The following is a 16184-nucleotide window of genomic DNA, read 5'->3' on the forward strand; positions in this document are numbered from 1 at the left end:
GCATCCACCACATTGCCGCCATGGATCTGATCCGGCGTTCCCCGGGGCGCGACCTTCGGGTCGACTTTTTCCGTGGCCTCGCGCTGTGGTGGATCTTCACCGATCACATCCCCGGTGACGTGCTCAGTAGCTTCAGTCTGCGCAACTTCGCCATGTGCGACGCGACCGAGGTTTTCGTGCTGTTGGCCGGCTATGGCGCCGGGCTGTCCTATGGCTTGGGTTTCATCCGCAATGGCTATGTCTCGACCGCCGCCGACGTGATGAAGCGGGCCTGGACGCTTTATGTCGCGCACATCTTTCTGTTCGTCCTGTTCACCGCGCAGGTGTCCTACTCGGCCACCGCCCTCAACCGGCTGAATTACCTGGCGGAGACCAGGTTGGACGTGCTGGGCGACGATCCTTACCGGTCGATCCTGGAAGCGCTGCTGCTGCGGTTTCAGCCGAGTCTGTTGAATATCCTGCCGTTGTACGTGGTGCTGATGACTTTTTTCGCCGCCACTCTGTGGTTGCTGCGCTGGCCGCGGGTGTTGTTCGGGCTGTCGTTCGCGATCTACATGGTGGTACGGTTAACCGACCTGAACCTGGGCGCCTGGACCGGCGACAACTGGTTCTTCGACCCGTTTGCCTGGCAGTTCCTGTTCATCATCGGGGTTTTGCTGGCGTGCGCGCCGATGCGGGCTCCGTCAAGGCTCCGGCTGTTCGACAGTGTCGCCGGCGCGGCGGCGCTGCTTGGGGTGGTGGTGGTTCTGGTCATCGAACCGCACCCGCACTTGATGGACTGGGTTTCCCAATCGCGGGTGTTCCGCTACCTGGTGATCGAGGACAAGACCGGGCTTTATCCGTTCCGGCTGGTCTCGATCCTGGCGCTGACCTGGTTGTGCGTGCGCCTGATCCGGTTCGACCAGCCGTGGCTGCGCTCGCGCTGGGCGGCGCCGCTGGTGCTGGTCGGGCAGAATTCGCTGCCGGTATTCTGTTCCGGTATCGTATTTGGGTTTATTGCGAGGCTAGGACTGGAATATAACGACGGCGCCCTGATGCAGGTTGGGATCAATCTGTTCGGCGCGGTCGGCATGGTCGGCATGGGCACATTGGCGGCTTGGTATCGCGTCAAGGGTCGGGGCAAGCCTTCGCGCCCCGCGCCGTCGCCAGCGCCGGCCGCGCCTCTATTGCCGGTGGATGCGCAGCCTGATACCGGTTGAAGGTATGCAACGGCTATCGCTTGGCTGCCTTCGGCTGACGCTATTCGTAGGGACGCTGGTCGTAGCGACGCCGGTCTTAGGCACGCCGGCCTGGTCCGCTACCCGGGACCATTTGGCGTGCGATATGCCGACCGACCTGATCGTGCCCTCGGCCTCGCTGGACCATGTGGCCGCCGCCTTGCGGAAGGGCAGCCTCAACATCCTGGCATTGGGGTCGGGATCCACGGTCGGGGACAGCGGCGGGGCGGGCGGTCCGGCGTTGCGGGTGCAGACCCCGGAGCATTCGTTCCCGTTTCAGATGCTTGAGATGTTGCGCTCGATGCGCCCGGCGCTGCACTTCAATCTGGTGGTGCGCGGCGGCCGCAGCATGACGGCCGAGCAGATGCTGCCGATCCTGCGGCGCGAGCTGGCGGGGCGGCAGTATCAACTGGTGCTATGGCAGACCGGCACGGTGGAGGCGGTGCACGGGCTTCGGCCCGATGCTCTGCGCGGCGTGCTGGAGGATGGCGCGGATGCCGCCGACGAAGCGCAGGCCGATCTTGTGCTGATCGATCCGCAGTTCAGCCGCTTCCTGCGGGCGAATGCCGATATCAGCCCCTATGAGACGGTGCTGGAACAGATGACCAGCACGCCCGCAGTGACGCTGTTTCACCGCTACGATCTGACCGAGGAGTGGGTGAACAACGGGCAGATCGATTTGGAGCGGGCCGGCCGCGATATGCGCGACAAGGCCATTACGCTGCTGAACGATTGCCTGGGCCAGGCGCTGGCGAAGTATGTGCTGAGCGCCGCGACGGAGCACTGACCACCGGGCGCGGACCGCTCGGCATTGATCGCAGGGCGCTGATTACCGCGCACTGGCCGGGCGCGGACCGCTCGGCACTGGCCGCTGGGCACTGGCCGCTGGGCACCGGCCGCTGGGCACCGATCGCCGGGTATGGATCGCCCGGCACCCGTCGGCCGGCAGGACCAGGTCTGGCCATCGCCGCCGATCCCCCCTTATCATCGGAGCCAACCGCGCGGGGGAAACGATGGACTATAATGCTGCGTTTGCCGGAATGAAGGTGATCGATCTGAGCGGCGGCGTTGCCGGGCCGTCCTGCGCGATGATGCTGGCGCAGCATGGGGCCGACGTGATCAAGGTGGAGACCCCGCATAATGGCGGCGACTGGTCGCGGATCCTGGGGCGGACCTACCAGGATCATTCCGCGTTCTCGCTCTATGGCACGCTGGGAAAGCGCAGCCTGGCGCTGGACCTGAAGACCCCGCAGGGCAAGGAGATCCTGTGGCGCCTGGTGCGGGGGGCCGATGTTTTCATCGAGGGTTTCCGGCCCGGCACCATCCAGCGCTACGGCTTCGGTTACGACGCGGTCAGCGCCACGGAGCCGGGCATCATCTATTACTCGATCTCGGGCTTTGGGCAGACCGGGCCGCTGGCGGCGCGCCCGGCGATGGACCCGGTGCTGCAGGCGTTCACCGGGATCGTCACCGAGAACAAGGGCGAGCGTGACGGCCACCCGCATCGCGTTGCGATCTCGCTGATCGACATGTTCTCGGGTCTGCTGGGGTTCCAGGCGATCGCCACATCACTTTATGCGCGGCGCGAGCAGGCGGTGAAACAGGGGCGGTTCATCGAACTCAGCCTGATGCAGGGCGGGGCGATGCTGTCGGTGATCCGGATGATCGCGCACTATCTGGAGCGCGGCACCACGGTGCGTACCAGCATGCCGAATGGGGTGTTCGACACCGCCGATGGTCAGATCAACGTCACCATGATCCGCCCCGGCGACTGGCGTCCGTTCTGTGAGGCGATCGAGGAGACCGGGCTGCTGGAGGATCCGCGGTTTGCCACGCACGCGGCACGGGGTGTCAACCTGGACGAGCTCTACGTGGTGCTGCGGCCGATGTTCAAGGCCAGGACCACAGCGTGGCTGGCGGACCGGTTGAGCGCCAATGGCATCATGAACGGACGCGTCAACAGCTATCAGGAGTTCCTGCAGGAGGAACAGGTGGCGGCGACCGGCATCATGTCGTGGCTGGAGCAGCCGGGCGTGGCGGAACTGGTGCCAATGCCGAACATTCCTGGATTGCCGGCGTTCGAGAGCGGCACCAGGCGGGCGCATGCCCCGGGCTTGGGCGAGCACAGCAGCGATGTGTTGAAGGAACACGGCTATTCGGCGACGGAGATCGCGGCGTTGTTCCAGGACAAGGTCGTCGGCGGGCGATGAGCAGGCCGGGTGTCGTTACCGCCGGCGCCAGCGCAACACCCTGGTATCGCGAGATCAGTCCGGCTTGCTGGCGGGCGCTTGGGTATGCCGGGCTGGGCTGGATGTTCGATGTCTATGACACGTTCGTTCTATCGCTGACGATTCCCGCCCTGGTGCTGACGTTTGGGTTGTCGAAGGCCGAGGCCGGCGCGATCGGCAGCGTACTGGCCGCCGGGCTGATCATAGGCGGCATCATCATGGGCGGGGTTGCCGACCGCATCGGGCGGGTTCGGACGCTGTATCTCAGCATTCTGGTCTACTCGGTGTTTACCTGCCTGACGGCATTCGCGCCGTCGGCGGGGTGGGTGGCGGTGTCGCGGTTCCTGGGCGGGCTGGGCATGGGCGGCAGCTGGACCGCGGGCGCGGCGCTGGTGGCGGAGACCTGGGGCGCCAAGCATCGCGGCAAAGGCGGTGCGCTGATGCAGATGGGCCTGCCGCTGGGGTCGATGCTGGCGATCGGGGTCACCGCCCTGGTCAGCCATCTGATGGGAGGGTTGAACGGCAACGGCTGGCGGGTCATCTATGGACTTGGCTGTCTGCCGGCGCTGCTGCTGCTGCCGGTCGCCTGGACCACCCCGGAATCGCCGGTCTGGCTGGCCAGAGTCGCATCGAAAGCGAAACGCGTGCCGATCACCGATCTGTTCCACGGCGGTAACGCGCGCGGCCTGCTGCTGGCGCTGGGCTTCATCTTTTTCGCGCAGTACATCTACTGGGGCGTGATCACTTGGACGCCAACGTTCCTGGTGAGCGTGAAGCACCTGGCGTTTATCCGCGGCCTCGGTTTCGTGCTGTCGCAGCAGATCGGGTCACTGGCGGGGTTCCTGGTGTTCGCCGCGCTGGTGGACCGGCTGGGGCGGCGGCCGACCTTCGTTGCGTATCTGCTGATCGGCGCCGTTTCCGTCGCTGTGCTGCTGTGGCAGTCCAATCCGGCGGTGCTGCTGGCGACGATGTTCTTCACCGGCTTCGGCATCACCGGCATTTTCGCTGGCATGGGACCGTTCACCGCTGAGATGGTCGCCGATAGCAGCGCGCGCGGCTTGGCGATGGGCATTGCCTATAACGGCGGGCGAATCGGAGGGTTGATCGCCCCGGTGCTGATCGGTGCCCTGGCCACCAGTGAGAGCGGATTTGTCGCTGGCATGGCGACCACGATCGTCGCCTTCGTGCTGGCGATCGGCGTCATCCTGTGTTGCCCGGAGACGCGTGGGACCGAAATCAGGTAACGATTTGGCTGCCCGATCCACCCTTGGGTCGGGGTACGGCGAATAGCTGTCCCGGCGGCCCGACCCCATGGTGGATCGGGCGCTGACGCTCAGCCCGTCCTGGTGCCAATTGGGCGGAATGCATCGGTTCGCGCAGCTGTCGGCAAGCTGCCCTGACTGCCGTGCCCGGTGCAGCACAACGCGGCGGCGACAGTGGCACGCCCGACCGCGGCGCGCAGCGTGTCTCCTTTATCCAGCCGGTGCGCCAGGACGCCGACAAAACAATCGCCTGCCGCGGTGGTATCGACCGCAACCACAGACTGGGCCGGTTCGTGCCAGGTTTCGTTTCGGCTGGCGATGTCGGCGCCGCCGGCGCCTCGGGTCACCACGACCGCGACCCCGCCCAGGCAATCGCGCAGCGACGGCGCGGTCGGCTGAACGTGCAGATCGGCCGCCAGCCAGGCCGCCTCGGTCTCGTTGACGACCAGCACGTCGAGCGCGCGCAGTGCATCCTCGGGCAGCGGGGCGGCGGGGGCGAGGTTCAGCACGATGCGGGTACCCGCTGCCCTGGCGCGGGCGATCAGGGCCGCGGTCTCCGCCGCCGGCACCTCCATCTGCAGCACCACGGTCGTATCCGAATCCAGCAACGCGGGTTCGACCTGCGAGGCCAGGACCCGCCGGTTGGCGCCGGACCCGACGGCGATGGCGTTGTGGCCGTCGCGATCGACGACGATGGCGGCGCACCCGGTGGTGGCCTCGACAGTGAGCACCCGGTCGAGGTTCACGCCGGCCTGGCGCATCAGGTCCAAGGCGCCCTGGCCCAGGGCATCGCCGCCGATGGCGCCGACCATGGTGACGCTGGCGCCATCGCGTGCGGCGGCCACCGCCTGGTTGGCGCCCTTGCCGCCGGGCTCGATCCGGGTCGCGGGACCGAGCACGGTCTCACCCGGCCGCGGGATGGTAGGGAGGTTGAAGATCAGATCCAGATTGATCGAGCCGAACACGATGACCATGGCGGTTATGGCGCCTTTTGAGGAATATCGGTTCGAGAGGGCGATTCAGGCCTTTGGTGAAGCCACCAAAGGCGATGGCACTCCCAGGAAGGCCCGAACCCGGTTGAGGAAGAAATCCAACTGGTCATGGTGAACCCAATGACCGGCCTTTTCGACCGCGAGCACACTGGCAGTATTGAAATACGCCAGCCGCCCGTCCTCGGCTGGATTAATGGCCCAGCTTTCGGTGCCGTAGACCAGCAAAGTAGGGCAGGTAATAGACCCCCAGAGTTCGGCTATTGCGTCGCGGGTCATGTCGTAGGGGGGCCACAGGCGCACGTAGTGGTCGAACTTCCAGCTGTAGGTGCCATCCTCGTTCTGGTTGACGCCGTATTGTGTCAGGTGCCGAGCCTGGGCGGGGGTCAGGTGTTTGTTCTCTTCCTGCATACGTGCGTAGGCTGCCTCCATGCTGGGATAGCGCCGCGGCTGGCGGCCGGAGATCGCCCGCTGCTGGTCGATCCAGTTGCGCATGCGTTCGGCGATCGGCTTACGGTCGGAGACGGCATCCTGGCCTGGGCCTGGTCCAAGTCCTTCAATGGCGACGAGGCGGCGCACGTTGTCGGGGTAGATGCCGCTGTAACGCAAGGCGATGTTGCCGCCGAGCGAATGGGCGATGATGGTGACCGGGGCGAGGTTCTGCTGATGGATCAGTTGCGCCAGGTCGTAGATGTGGTTGGCCATGGTGTAGTGACCCGAGGCGGACCAGGCGGAATCGCCGTGTCCGCGCAGATCGGGGGCGATGACGTGGAAGTCGCGGCGCAGATCGGCTGCGACCCAATCCCAGTTGCGGCAGTGATCGCGCCCGCCATGCAGCAGGATCAGCGGCGGCGCCGTTTGGTTGCCCCAGTCCACGTAGTGCAGCCGCAGCCGCTGGGAGAAATAGCTGCGTGAGGTGGGACCGGAGTTCGGCGCGATCACCCGGTCCATCAGTCGAGCGGCGGCTTTTGGTCGTGCCAGCCGGCCGCGCGCTGGTAGGCGGCGGCGACCCGCAGCACGGTGGCGTCATCGAAATAGCGTCCGACGAACTGGACCGACAGCGGCAGGCCGGCGCGGGACAGGCCGGACATCATCGCCAGCGCCGGGTGGCCGGTGACGTTGAACGGGGTCCGCGCCTGCCGCGGATAGGTGCGAGCAGTTTCGGTGGCATCGTCGATCCGGCTGGATGGGTCCATCGAGCTGGCACATAGCAGCACGTCGTAGTCGGCGAGGCGGTCCTCGACCGCGGCGATGACCTCGGTTCGGCGGCGCTGGGCGCCGACGTAGTCGCCGGCGGTGATGAATGCCCCCGGCAGCAGCCGGCGGCGGGCGAGCGCGCCGTAGTCGCCGGGTCGGTCGCGTAGCCATGGGGCGTGGACCGACCACGCCTCGCTGCACAGGATCACCCGGTTGATGGCGGCGAATTCGGTCAGGGTCGGCAGGGTGACGGTGTCGATCCGGGCGCCCTCGGCGCGCAGCACGCGGGTGACGTCCTCGAGCGCGGCGGCGACCTCGGGGTGGGCCGGCAGGTCGTGTTCGTGGAAATGGCGGACGAAGCCGATGCGCAGGTCGCGCACCCCTCGGTCTAGCAGGTGGCCGAAGCGGCGGGACTGCGTCGCGGCGCTGCCGGGGTCGGCCGGGTCGTGGCCGGCGATGGCATCCAGCAGCAGCGCGTTGTCGGCGACGGTGCGGGTTAGCGGGCCGACGTGATCGAGGGTGTACGACAGCGGGAACACGCCGCGCCGAGAGACCAGGCCGTAGGTGGGCTTCAGCCCGACGATGCCGCAGGCGCTGGCGGGATTGCGCACCGATCCGCCGGTGTCGGTGCCGAGTGCGAGGGGGAACAGGCCGGCGGCGACGCCAGCGCCGGAACCGGAGGATGACCCGCCGGGATGATGGTTCCGGTTCCACGGATTGCGGGCCGGCGGAAACGGCAGATCGAAGCTGGGGCCGCCGATGGCGAATTCATGGGTGGACAGCTTGCCGATGATGATGGCGCCGGCCTGGCGCAGCTTCTGGACGACGGCGGCGTCGGTAGCGGCGGTGTTGTCGACCAGGATCTTCGAATGACACGTGGTCGGCAGCCCGGCGACGTCGATGATGTCCTTGATGCCGACCGGCACGCCGTGCAGCGGTCCTCGGCTGCGTCCGGCGGTGAGTTCGGCTTCGGCTTGCCGCGCGGCGCCCATCGCGGCGTCGGCGTCGAGGCGGATGAAGGCGTTCAGGCTGGGGTCGAGCGCCTCGATGCGGGCCAGCAGGGCGTTGAGGAGTTCGACCGGTGACAGCGTTTTCGCCGCGAATGCCTGGGCGATTTCACTGGCGGAGAGCCAATGCGGGGCGGATTCTGGGTGGGTCACGGGCGGTGCCCCAGCGGGCCGGCGGGGGCGCGCATCGGTGGCCACGGTTCGGCGGTCGGGTCGGTCGGCACCCGCACGATTCCGGCGTGGTTCAGCGCCTGTTCGGCGGCCGCGGTCACGTCGTCGGGGAATTGGTCCAGCGCCTTGTCCAGGCCGGCGGCCCGCGCCCAGGCAGCGATGATGGGGTCCATGGCATCACTCCGCGTTGTGCGGTGCGATCATGCTGCGTGTCGGATGCTGGCGAAAGGGGTCGGTCTTATTCCTGCCGTGTAGGTGCGTGGCGTGGTGTGATTGGTGACGGCGATCGGGCATGGACAAGTCGGGGGCATCGACAAGTAGCGGCTATGCGATAAAAAAAGGCGGTACGGCCGGGGGAGTGGCCGTACCGCCAGGTGGTCGCGCCATGGGCGCGACTTTGGGGAGGAAACAGGCCACCGCCGAGGGGGCGGCGCCGCGTCTGTATGTATATAAGATAAGTTTACCAAAGGTTAACAAGATCGTTTCATGCTCGAATTTCTTGAAGCAGGCCCGATTGCGGAACCAGACACATGAGCAACCTTCCGCTGGTGGGTCTCAAGATTCTGGAAATCGGCCACTATATCGCGGCGCCGTTCTGCACCCGCATTCTGGCCGACCTGGGTGCCGAGGTGATCAAGCTGGAACCGCCGGGCGGCGATCCGTTCCGTGGCTGGGGCGCGGCGAAGGATCGCCATTCGGTGTGGTTCAGCATCCACGGCCGCAACAAGCTGTCGGTCGAGCTGGATCTGAAGCGGGATCGGGACGTGCTGCTGAAGCTGGCCGAACGGGCCGATGTGCTGGTGGAGAATCTGCGTGCCGGGCAGTTGGAACGGTTGAACATCGGCCCCGACGTGCTGCACGCGGTCAACCCTCGGCTGGTGATCGCGCGGATTTCTGGCTACGGGCAGGACGGTCCGTATCGCGACAAGCCGGCATTCGGTGCGATCGGTGAGGCGATCGGCGGATTGCGGCATCTGACCGGGCATCCAGGGGGTGCGACGGAGCTGCCGCCGCCGCGCTGCGGGATCTCGATCAGTGACGACCTGGCCGGGCTGTATGCGGCGATCGGGCTGCTGTCGGCACTGTGGCAGCGTGACGCGATCGGCACCGGAAAGGGGCGGATCGTCGATGTGAACCTGGTGGACAGCGTGTTCAGCCTGATGGAGGGCATGTTGCCGGAATATGCACTGGATGGGCGGGTGCGGCAGCCGGCCGGGGCGGCGCTGCTGACGGCGTCGCCGACCAATACCTATCCGTGCGCGGATGGGCGGTGGCTGTGTATCGCGGGGAACTCCGACCTGATCTTCGCCAGGCTGATGGCGGTGATCGGACGGCCGGAGATGGCGGCCGATCCGGACTACCGGACCAATGGCCTGCGCTGTGACAATCGCGACAGGCTGGACGCGGCGATCGCGGCCTGGACCCGGACGCAAACGGCGAAGGACGCGGAGGCGGCTCTGGAGGCGGCGGACGTGCCTTGCTCGCGCTTGTTCGATATCGCCGATTGTGCCGCCGATCCGCACTTCCGGGCACGCCAGGCGGTGCAGGATGTCGAGGACCCGTTGATCGGGCGCACACTGCATCCGGGACCGACGATCCGGCTTGATGGCGAGCGGGCGGAGGACGTGGTGCGCTGGACCGGGCCCGCGGTCGGGGCGCACACAGAGCATGTTCTGCATACGCTGCTAGGGCTGCCGAGAAAGCAGACTTGATCAGGCGATTCGTGGAGGCGGCTTGCTCGGTTCACCTATTGGGTGCGGGCAACCATGGTTTGCCGCCTGAGGTGGGCATATAGGCAACGAAGCGTTGCTCTCCGTGGATGGCCGGCGCTTCTGGCAAAAGCATCAACGCCTGCCACGCGGCGGGTTCCTTGTTGATCCACGCCAGAGTGCCGCCCGCTCAGCGGGAGAGAGCGGGATGGGTCCGGGCGTCTCTTCCCCGAAGAGACGCCCGAGGTGATGCGCCAGGAAGACGCCCTGCTCCGCGGCCAAGGCGGCCAGTGCAGCTTCAATATCCGGTCGAAGATCGGTGGTAACGGTCATTTGTAGAGCCTGTAAGTTATCTCAATTTCAGAACAATCAGGCGAGATTGTCTATCCACATGTCCTGGATGCACGCGCCGCCGCCAGATAGGTTGCCAGCCGGCTCGGGCGACAACGAGGCCTCCAGGGCATCGAGAATGCTGTCGTCGAACCAGTCGCTTGGTGAGTGCTGGAACCCCGTCGACACAGACTATGTGTTTTGCGTTATCGCGTCGGCAACGTCCGTATCGGAAGTGAGATTAAATGATAGCAGCCCGAATGCGCGGACCTAGTATTTGGTATTAGTTGAAGTTTTCCATCGCAGTCTCGGGGTAGTCGTTGTCTTTTTCAATAACCTGCTTCTCTACTACCATCCTCGGTTTAGTGCGGCGAAGGCCGGAGGTGGAACAGCAGTTTCGAGGCTGTTTGCCGCTTGTTACGTTGCGCCTGCTTCCGCTGATCTGCCTGGTGCTTGGGGCGTGCGGCGGACCCGGCGCGGTGGGCTCCGCGGCGGCGGTGGAGTGCGCGCCGTTCGCCCGGGCGCTGACAGGGGTTCCGCTGTCGGGCGCGGCGGCGGACTGGTGGCGCCAAGCTGAAGGCCGGCTGCGGCGGGCGCGGAAGCCGGAAGTCGGCAGCATTTTGGTGTTCCGGCGTTCCTCACGGTTGCCCGATGGGCACGTGGCGGTGGTGTCGCAGGTGGTTTCCGCGCGGCGGATCAGGGTGATGCAGGCCAATTGGGTGCATCACCGGGTGACCGAGGACCAACCGGTGATCGACGTCTCCGCGCAGGGGGACTGGAGCGAGGTCCGGGTCTGGTGGGCGCCCTCCGGCGAGATGGGGAAGACGGATTATTCGACATTCGGCTTCATCCGGCCGGACCGTCCGATCGGGCGCGACCGGCTTGTCGCTCTCACGCCTTGGGCGATCCGGACCGCCGCGAGCGGTCGGTAGTGTCCGGGGTCTGAAGTCAGTTAGTTTCAGTAAGCAGGGGTCAGGGGCGGCCGCGGAAACCTGTGGCGACGACGTAAAGCTCGCTGGATTGCTTGCGGCTGGATGGCGGCTTGGCGTGGCGCACGCTGGCGAAATTACGCTTCAGCACGTCCAGCACCGGTTTCTCCGAGCCGCCCTGGAATACTTTGGCGACAAACCTTCCATCCGGGGCCAACACCTGGACCGCGAAGTCCAGGGCCATCTCGGCCAGAGCGACGATCCGGATATGATCGGTGGCGGCATGCCCGGTGGTGTTGGGCGCCATATCCGACAAGACCAAGTCGGCCGAACCGCCGAGGGCCTCGGTCAGCCGTGCGGGCATTGCCGGGTCGGTGAAATCGCCCTGCACGATGGTGGCGCCGGGCAGCGCATCGATCGCCAGCAGGTCAACCGCCAGCACCGAGGCGGCGCCGAGTTGGACCGCGACCTGGGACCATCCGCCGGGCGCGGCGCCGAGGTCGATCACGCGATCGCCGGGTCGTATCAGATGAAACTTGTCGTCGAGTTCGCGCAACTTGAACGCCGCGCGCGAGCGCAGACCCTGCTGTTTGGCGGCCGTGACATAGGGATCGTTCAACTGCCGAGCCAGCCAGCGTGCCGAGGCGGGGCTGCGGCTCTTGGCGGTCTTGACGCGGACCGAGAGACCTCGGGGCGGCGAAAGAGCCGGCGTCCGGGTCATGTCCGGCAATGGTCGCGGCGGCGTCCCTGGCGCAGGCGGTCGGCGCGCATCAGTCGCAGCAGCACACCCTCACGCAGGCCGCGGTCGGCGACGATCACGTGCGGCGCCGGCCACAGGCCAGTGATGGCGGCAAACACGGCGCAACCGGGCAGCACGAACTCGACCCGATCCGGACCGACGCAAGGGTGCAGCATCAGGCCGTCGCGTCCGATGGCGCGCAGGTGGGATAATGCGTCAGCGGCATCCTGCCGGCAAAGCTCGAGGCCATCGACGGCGGGGCGACGGTAGCGTTCGAGATTGAGCGCCACACCGGCCAGCGTAGTGACCGTTCCGCTGGTGCCGAGCAGGCGGACGCCGCCATCGCGGATTTCGTGGGCGATGCAGTGCACCCGCTCGAACGGGCGCAGCCGGTCCTGGACGTCGGCGACCATCGCATCAAAGCCGCCGGGGTCGAATCCGGCGTCGCCCCAGCGCTCCGACAGGGTGACTACGCCGACTGGAAGCGATTCGTATCCGATCAGGTCCGGGCGGCCGTTGGTCAGGCGGACCCAGGCGAGTTCGGTTGAGCCGCCACCGATGTCGAACAGCAGCGCTCGGCGGCCGTCGCAGGGCAGCAGTGGGGTGCACGATTCCAATGCCAGTTCGGCTTCCTCGCGGCTGCTGATGATGCCGAAATCGAAGCCGGTTTCCTGCTTCACCCTGGCCAGAAAGGCCAGTCCGTTGGTGGCCCGGCGGCAGGCCTCAGTGGCGACGGCGCGGACGCCGCGCACCGGGCGGCGAACGAGCCGGGCGGCGCAGGCCTGCAAAGCGATGATGGCGCGATCCATGGCGGCGTCGTTAAGTCGCCCGGTGGCCTGCAATCCCTCCCCCAGGCGGACGATGCGTGAGAAACTATCGAGCACGCGAAAGCCGTCGCCGGACGGGGTTCCGACCAGCATCCGGCAATTGTTGGTACCGAGGTCCAAGGCGGCGAAAGCGGGTCCGAAGCTTCGACGTGCCTGGTTCGGCCGCACGTCACTAGGCTGCGCGGCTGTGTCGAGCGCGGCACTGGCTTGAACCGGCATCATCATTGGATTGTCAACCGGTTGGGGGTGACGAGCAAGCGCCGAATACAGGTCTTGTGCCGGGTGTCGATTTTTTCACTCGGCGGATCGTCTGGCGCGATCGGCTTGCTTGGTCCGGCCTACTGTGGCCCCAGGGTCAGGGGTCGGAGCAACGCGGCAGCGGTTCCACCCGGCCGACGCGCCAACCGCCGCCGCCGTTTGTCTTCACCTCACGAGCCGCCATGTGGGCACGGCGCAGCACGGCGCGCACATCCTCTCCGCTACCGGGCAGACGGCTGGCGATGCCGACGGAGAATTTCACTCCGAGACCATCGGGCCCATCCTGGAAGGCCGGGTTGCGGCACAGCGCGTCGGCGCGTTCGGCGGCGGTGAGGTGATCCATGCCGTTTTGCCAGACGGCGAATTCATCGGCGCCGACCCTGGCGACGAGATCGCCCGGACGGACCGTCGCGCGCAACTGGCTGGCCATGCGAACCAGCACCCGATCGCCCTCGGCGCGGCCGGCGGCGTGGTTGACCTGGCGCAGATCGTCGATATCGACAAGCGACAGCGTGCCGACGGTGCCATCCCGGTCGAGCCGGTCGATATGGCGGTCGGCTTCATCGAGGAACCATCTTCGGTTGGGGATGGCAGTGAGCCGGTCGATGCCGATCTGGCCCATGCCGGCGCTAATCACGGTCCGCAGCAGCATGGCGACCGCGGCGCAGAGTGCGCGGTCGGTGTCGGTCCATGGCGGCGACCCGGAGGCGCGCCACAGCAACAGCCCGCCTGGGCGACCCGGCGGCAGGGTCCAGGGGCAGGCTATCAGCGGCCGGTTATCGGCGCCCCGCAGGTGGGTCGGCCGGTCGGGGGCGGCGACGAGCAGGGCGCGGCCGCGGTCGATGATGTCGGTGCCGACGTCACCGAGACAGTACGCCACGGGCGCGTCGGCGGCGTCCTGGGCCAGATCGACAATGGCGAGCCCTTGCAGATCGGCGGTGACGCGCAACTGGTCCAATATCGTTACGATAGAGCCGTCGTAATCGCCGCTGTGAGACACGCCTGCCGCTCCAGCCAAAGTATGCGGTGAAACCTAGACTATTTCGATATGGAATGGGTAGCGCTTGATGGGTGGCTGCGCCACCGGGTGGTGAGGTGTGTGGCTTGGGTAACAGAACCCGGCTACGATGGGTGTTGGCAATGGGGAGGGGAAGCCATGCGCGCCGTATGGTATGACCGCCAAGGGCCGGCCGACGAGGTTATCGTCAGCGGTGAGCTGCCAACCCCGGAGCCGGGGCGAGGTGAGGTGTGCGTTCGTCTGCACGCCTCGGGCGTCAATCCGTCGGACACGTATCGCCGGCGCGGGGCGGTGCCGGCGGAATACCCCAGGGTGATCCCGAACAGCGATGGCGCCGGCGTGGTCTGCGGCGTCGGCGAAGGCGTTTCGCCGTCCTGGGTCGGCAAGCGGGTTTGGTTGTATAACGGCCAGCGCAATGGACGCTGGATGGGCACGGCCGCGGAATATATCGCGCTAGACGCCGATCTTGTGACCGAGCTTCCGGACCACGTCTCGTTTGCGGAGGGTGCGACACTGGGCATCCCCTGCATGACCGCGCATGGGTGTGTGTTCGCGGCCGGAGCGGTGCAGGGCAAGCGGCTGCTGGTCACCGGTGGGGCGGGCGCGGTCGGCAATTACGCGGTACAACTCGCCGCCTGGGCGGGGGCCGAGGTGATCGCGACGGTCAGTTCACCGGACAAGGCCGGGCGCGCGGCGGCGGCCGGGGCGGCGCATGTGGTGAACTACCGCACCGAGGATGTCGCTGCCCGCGTCGCCGGGATCACTAAAGGCAGCGGGGTCGATCACGTGGTGGACGTCGATCTGGGCGGCAACTTGGCCGTCGTGTTGGCCTCGGTGCGCGAACACGGCAGCATGGCCTATTACGCCAGCAACGGGGCGTTGGAGCCGGCGGTCAACCTGCGCACGCTGATGGCGAGGAACCTGACGCTGCGGGGGTTTGTATTGCCGACCAGCCCGCGGGTAGCGCGCAAGCGCGCGCAGCGGGATATCGAGGCTTTCTTGCGCACGCGCGGTCGGTTGCTGTCGGTGGCCGGCACGTTCGCGCTGCATGAAACCGCGGCGGCGCATCTGTCGGTTGAGGCCGGGGGGAAGGTCGGCACCGTCGTCGTCGCCTGCGACCGGTAGGAAGCTGGTCAGGATAGATCGTCATAATCGCGCAGGCGGCGGCCGCCGTTTGCCAGTTCGATGCCATGCGTGGCCACTCGTATGCGGATCACCGCGTCGGGTTGGACACTGAACCTGGCAAGGTCGATGGCGAAGCCGTGGTGGCCTGTGCCGAAGCCTGCCTGCAGCAGGTCGTGGCGGAATTCATCGGCGTGAAAGGCGAGAACGGGATGGTCGTCGACCAGCAGATCGAGCGCGACCGGGTCGGGCGATCCGGTCAGGTGGCTCCAGCCCTGCAGGCTGCCGTTGACGACGCCTTCGATGGTGCCGCCGAAGTTGCGGCGCACGACGTCGATATAGGCTTTGCGGTTGGGCTCGATCAGAGCGATCAGCCGGTCGCGTAGGGTGTCGCTTCGCGGCAGGTCGCAGAAGCGCATCAGAGCGGCGACGAAGTCGGCGGGAAACACCAGGGCCTTTTCGTAGCTCAGCAGCAGCGTGGGGCAATCGAGCGGCTCGACGAAGGCCACCATCTCTGCGATCGCATCGACGGTGGATCGCAGGGCCGGCATCGGATCCAGATAGTCCGAGAGCGAGCGCCTTACCGCCACCGAGACCGGATCACGGAACGGGATGATGATGTGCGGGTTGGTGAACAGTCCGATGTCGGGGTAGTCGAGCACATCGCTCAGCATGGGGAACTTGAAGCCCCATGTGCCGTAGTTCGCGTCGCGCTGCCGGATGGTGCGCTTCAGGGCTGGCTTGTCGCGCGCGATAAGGATCTTTGCCAGGGCCTCGTCCTCGTGGACATTGTCGTTGAGGTCGGTGCCCATGAAGATGCCGACCTGGCGCAGGATGGATGCGACCAGGCTGGTTCCCGAACGGTGCAGGCCGGTGACGATGAAGGTGCGGCCGCGTTGGTTGCGGCCGGGCGTTGCCGAGCGATTGATAATGAAGCCTTTGTTGACCAGGCCGTCGGCCGGCCTGTCTGGCGTGATCATGACTTATTCCGCGTTATGGTGCCGGCGGCCGGTGACGAAGCCCGGGTCTGGGACGCCGGGTATTACAACGTCGCCAAATCGACCAGTAAAGGCTGACATCGCGGCGGGCGACAGCGCTTCGCCCGGTGGGTGCCTGCAACGCTCATGCGTAGCGTTCGTTGTGTAGCGATGTGGCCGGTCGCCTCGGCGGCCATGGCAATG

The 16184-nt window shown here is 66.6% G+C and carries 15 protein-coding genes; 7 read left to right on the top strand and 8 right to left on the bottom strand.

Annotated features, from left to right (window positions below):
- Positions 1-20 precede the first annotated feature (20 nt).
- From ACQY4Y_RS26355 to ACQY4Y_RS26370, 4 genes are all read left to right on the top strand, one after another.
- Positions 21-1199, top strand: coding sequence for an OpgC family protein (locus ACQY4Y_RS26355; RefSeq protein ID WP_428493522.1), 1179 nt, complete (start codon positions 21-23; stop codon positions 1197-1199).
- Between the two features lie 124 nt (positions 1200-1323).
- Positions 1324-2004 carry a hypothetical protein gene (locus ACQY4Y_RS26360; RefSeq protein WP_428493523.1) on the top strand — a complete coding sequence of 227 codons (681 nt, stop codon included), beginning with the start codon at positions 1324-1326 and terminating at the stop codon, positions 2002-2004.
- Positions 2005-2230: 226 nt separating this feature from the next.
- Entirely contained in the window at positions 2231-3427 is a 1197-nt protein-coding gene (locus ACQY4Y_RS26365) for a CaiB/BaiF CoA transferase family protein (protein WP_428493524.1), read from the top strand.
- Positions 3424-4689 carry an MFS transporter gene (locus ACQY4Y_RS26370; RefSeq protein WP_428493525.1) on the top strand — a complete coding sequence of 422 codons (1266 nt, stop codon included), beginning with the start codon at positions 3424-3426 and terminating at the stop codon, positions 4687-4689. The genes ACQY4Y_RS26365 and ACQY4Y_RS26370 overlap by 4 nt, the downstream gene beginning before the upstream one ends.
- 89 nt (positions 4690-4778) lie before the next feature.
- On the opposite strand, the gene ACQY4Y_RS26375 is transcribed toward ACQY4Y_RS26370, so the two are convergent.
- Genes ACQY4Y_RS26375 through ACQY4Y_RS26390 form a run of 4 tightly spaced genes read right to left on the bottom strand, consistent with a single transcriptional unit; the run spans position 4779 to position 8244 of the window.
- Positions 4779-5681 carry a ribokinase gene (locus tag ACQY4Y_RS26375; protein WP_428493526.1) on the bottom strand — a complete coding sequence of 301 codons (903 nt, stop codon included), beginning with the start codon at positions 5679-5681 and terminating at the stop codon, positions 4779-4781.
- 45 nt (positions 5682-5726) lie between these two features.
- A complete protein-coding gene (locus ACQY4Y_RS26380) occupies positions 5727-6647 on the bottom strand; it encodes an alpha/beta fold hydrolase (RefSeq protein ID WP_428493527.1) in 921 nt (306 codons plus the stop codon).
- The gene (locus ACQY4Y_RS26385; protein ID WP_428493528.1) at positions 6647-8053 is read right to left on the bottom strand and encodes an amidase; all 1407 of its coding nucleotides are present in this window, start codon (positions 8051-8053) and stop codon (positions 6647-6649) included. Before ACQY4Y_RS26385 ends, ACQY4Y_RS26380 begins: the two co-directional genes overlap by 1 nt.
- On the bottom strand, positions 8050-8244 hold the full coding sequence (locus ACQY4Y_RS26390) for a hypothetical protein (protein WP_428493529.1): 195 nt from the start codon (positions 8242-8244) through the stop codon (positions 8050-8052). Before ACQY4Y_RS26390 ends, ACQY4Y_RS26385 begins: the two co-directional genes overlap by 4 nt.
- 357 nt (positions 8245-8601) lie before the next feature.
- Here ACQY4Y_RS26390 and ACQY4Y_RS26395 point away from each other — a divergent pair, with 357 nt between their 5' ends.
- Together ACQY4Y_RS26395 and ACQY4Y_RS26400 are read left to right on the top strand one after the other, a co-directional pair.
- A complete protein-coding gene (locus ACQY4Y_RS26395) occupies positions 8602-9783 on the top strand; it encodes a CaiB/BaiF CoA transferase family protein (RefSeq protein ID WP_428493530.1) in 1182 nt (393 codons plus the stop codon).
- Between the two features lie 710 nt (positions 9784-10493).
- On the top strand, positions 10494-11042 hold the full coding sequence (locus ACQY4Y_RS26400) for a CHAP domain-containing protein (RefSeq protein WP_428493531.1): 549 nt from the start codon (positions 10494-10496) through the stop codon (positions 11040-11042).
- Positions 11043-11082: 40 nt separating this feature from the next.
- Here the strand turns inward: ACQY4Y_RS26400 and ACQY4Y_RS26405 are convergent, their stop codons facing one another.
- The 3 genes from ACQY4Y_RS26405 to ACQY4Y_RS26415 form a co-directional block, all read right to left on the bottom strand.
- Entirely contained in the window at positions 11083-11760 is a 678-nt protein-coding gene (locus tag ACQY4Y_RS26405; RefSeq protein ID WP_428493532.1) for an RlmE family RNA methyltransferase, read from the bottom strand.
- A complete protein-coding gene (locus ACQY4Y_RS26410) occupies positions 11757-12698 on the bottom strand; it encodes a Ppx/GppA phosphatase family protein (RefSeq protein ID WP_428493722.1) in 942 nt (313 codons plus the stop codon). The genes ACQY4Y_RS26405 and ACQY4Y_RS26410 overlap by 4 nt, the downstream gene beginning before the upstream one ends.
- A 262-nt stretch (positions 12699-12960) precedes the next feature.
- Positions 12961-13863, bottom strand: coding sequence for a GGDEF domain-containing protein (locus ACQY4Y_RS26415; RefSeq protein ID WP_428493533.1), 903 nt, complete (start codon positions 13861-13863; stop codon positions 12961-12963).
- A gap of 156 nt (positions 13864-14019) precedes the next feature.
- On the opposite strand from ACQY4Y_RS26415, the gene ACQY4Y_RS26420 reads away from it, so the two are divergent.
- Positions 14020-15006: an NADPH:quinone reductase gene (locus tag ACQY4Y_RS26420; RefSeq protein WP_428493534.1), complete on the top strand. Its 987-nt coding sequence runs from the start codon at positions 14020-14022 to the stop codon at positions 15004-15006.
- A gap of 8 nt (positions 15007-15014) precedes the next feature.
- Here ACQY4Y_RS26420 and ACQY4Y_RS26425 read toward each other — a convergent pair whose 3' ends face one another.
- Positions 15015-15983 carry a hypothetical protein gene (locus tag ACQY4Y_RS26425; RefSeq protein ID WP_428493535.1) on the bottom strand — a complete coding sequence of 323 codons (969 nt, stop codon included), beginning with the start codon at positions 15981-15983 and terminating at the stop codon, positions 15015-15017.
- Between the last annotated feature and the right edge of the window lie 201 nt (positions 15984-16184).

The sequence above is a fragment of the Rhodopila sp. genome (assembly GCF_965277165.1).
GTDB lineage: Bacteria > Pseudomonadota > Alphaproteobacteria > Acetobacterales > Acetobacteraceae > Rhodopila.

Excerpts from the sequence above, each read along its gene's own strand:
- ACQY4Y_RS26370 (WP_428493525.1), top strand. The coding sequence starts at position 3,424 with ATGAGCAGGCCGGGTGTCGTTACCGCCGGCGCCAGCGCAACACCCTGG.
- ACQY4Y_RS26425 (WP_428493535.1), bottom strand. The coding sequence starts at position 15,983 with ATGATCACGCCAGACAGGCCGGCCGACGGCCTGGTCAACAAAGGCTTC.
- ACQY4Y_RS26420 (WP_428493534.1), top strand. The coding sequence starts at position 14,020 with ATGCGCGCCGTATGGTATGACCGCCAAGGGCCGGCCGACGAGGTTATC.
- ACQY4Y_RS26380 (WP_428493527.1), bottom strand. The coding sequence starts at position 6,647 with ATGGACCGGGTGATCGCGCCGAACTCCGGTCCCACCTCACGCAGCTAT.
- ACQY4Y_RS26365 (WP_428493524.1), top strand. The coding sequence starts at position 2,231 with ATGGACTATAATGCTGCGTTTGCCGGAATGAAGGTGATCGATCTGAGC.
- ACQY4Y_RS26390 (WP_428493529.1), bottom strand. The coding sequence starts at position 8,244 with ATGGACCCCATCATCGCTGCCTGGGCGCGGGCCGCCGGCCTGGACAAG.
- ACQY4Y_RS26395 (WP_428493530.1), top strand. The coding sequence starts at position 8,602 with ATGAGCAACCTTCCGCTGGTGGGTCTCAAGATTCTGGAAATCGGCCAC.
- ACQY4Y_RS26355 (WP_428493522.1), top strand. The coding sequence starts at position 21 with ATGGATCTGATCCGGCGTTCCCCGGGGCGCGACCTTCGGGTCGACTTT.
- ACQY4Y_RS26410 (WP_428493722.1), bottom strand. The coding sequence starts at position 12,698 with ATGCTGGTCGGAACCCCGTCCGGCGACGGCTTTCGCGTGCTCGATAGT.
- ACQY4Y_RS26360 (WP_428493523.1), top strand. The coding sequence starts at position 1,324 with ATGCCGACCGACCTGATCGTGCCCTCGGCCTCGCTGGACCATGTGGCC.
- ACQY4Y_RS26405 (WP_428493532.1), bottom strand. The coding sequence starts at position 11,760 with ATGACCCGGACGCCGGCTCTTTCGCCGCCCCGAGGTCTCTCGGTCCGC.
- ACQY4Y_RS26375 (WP_428493526.1), bottom strand. The coding sequence starts at position 5,681 with ATGGTCATCGTGTTCGGCTCGATCAATCTGGATCTGATCTTCAACCTC.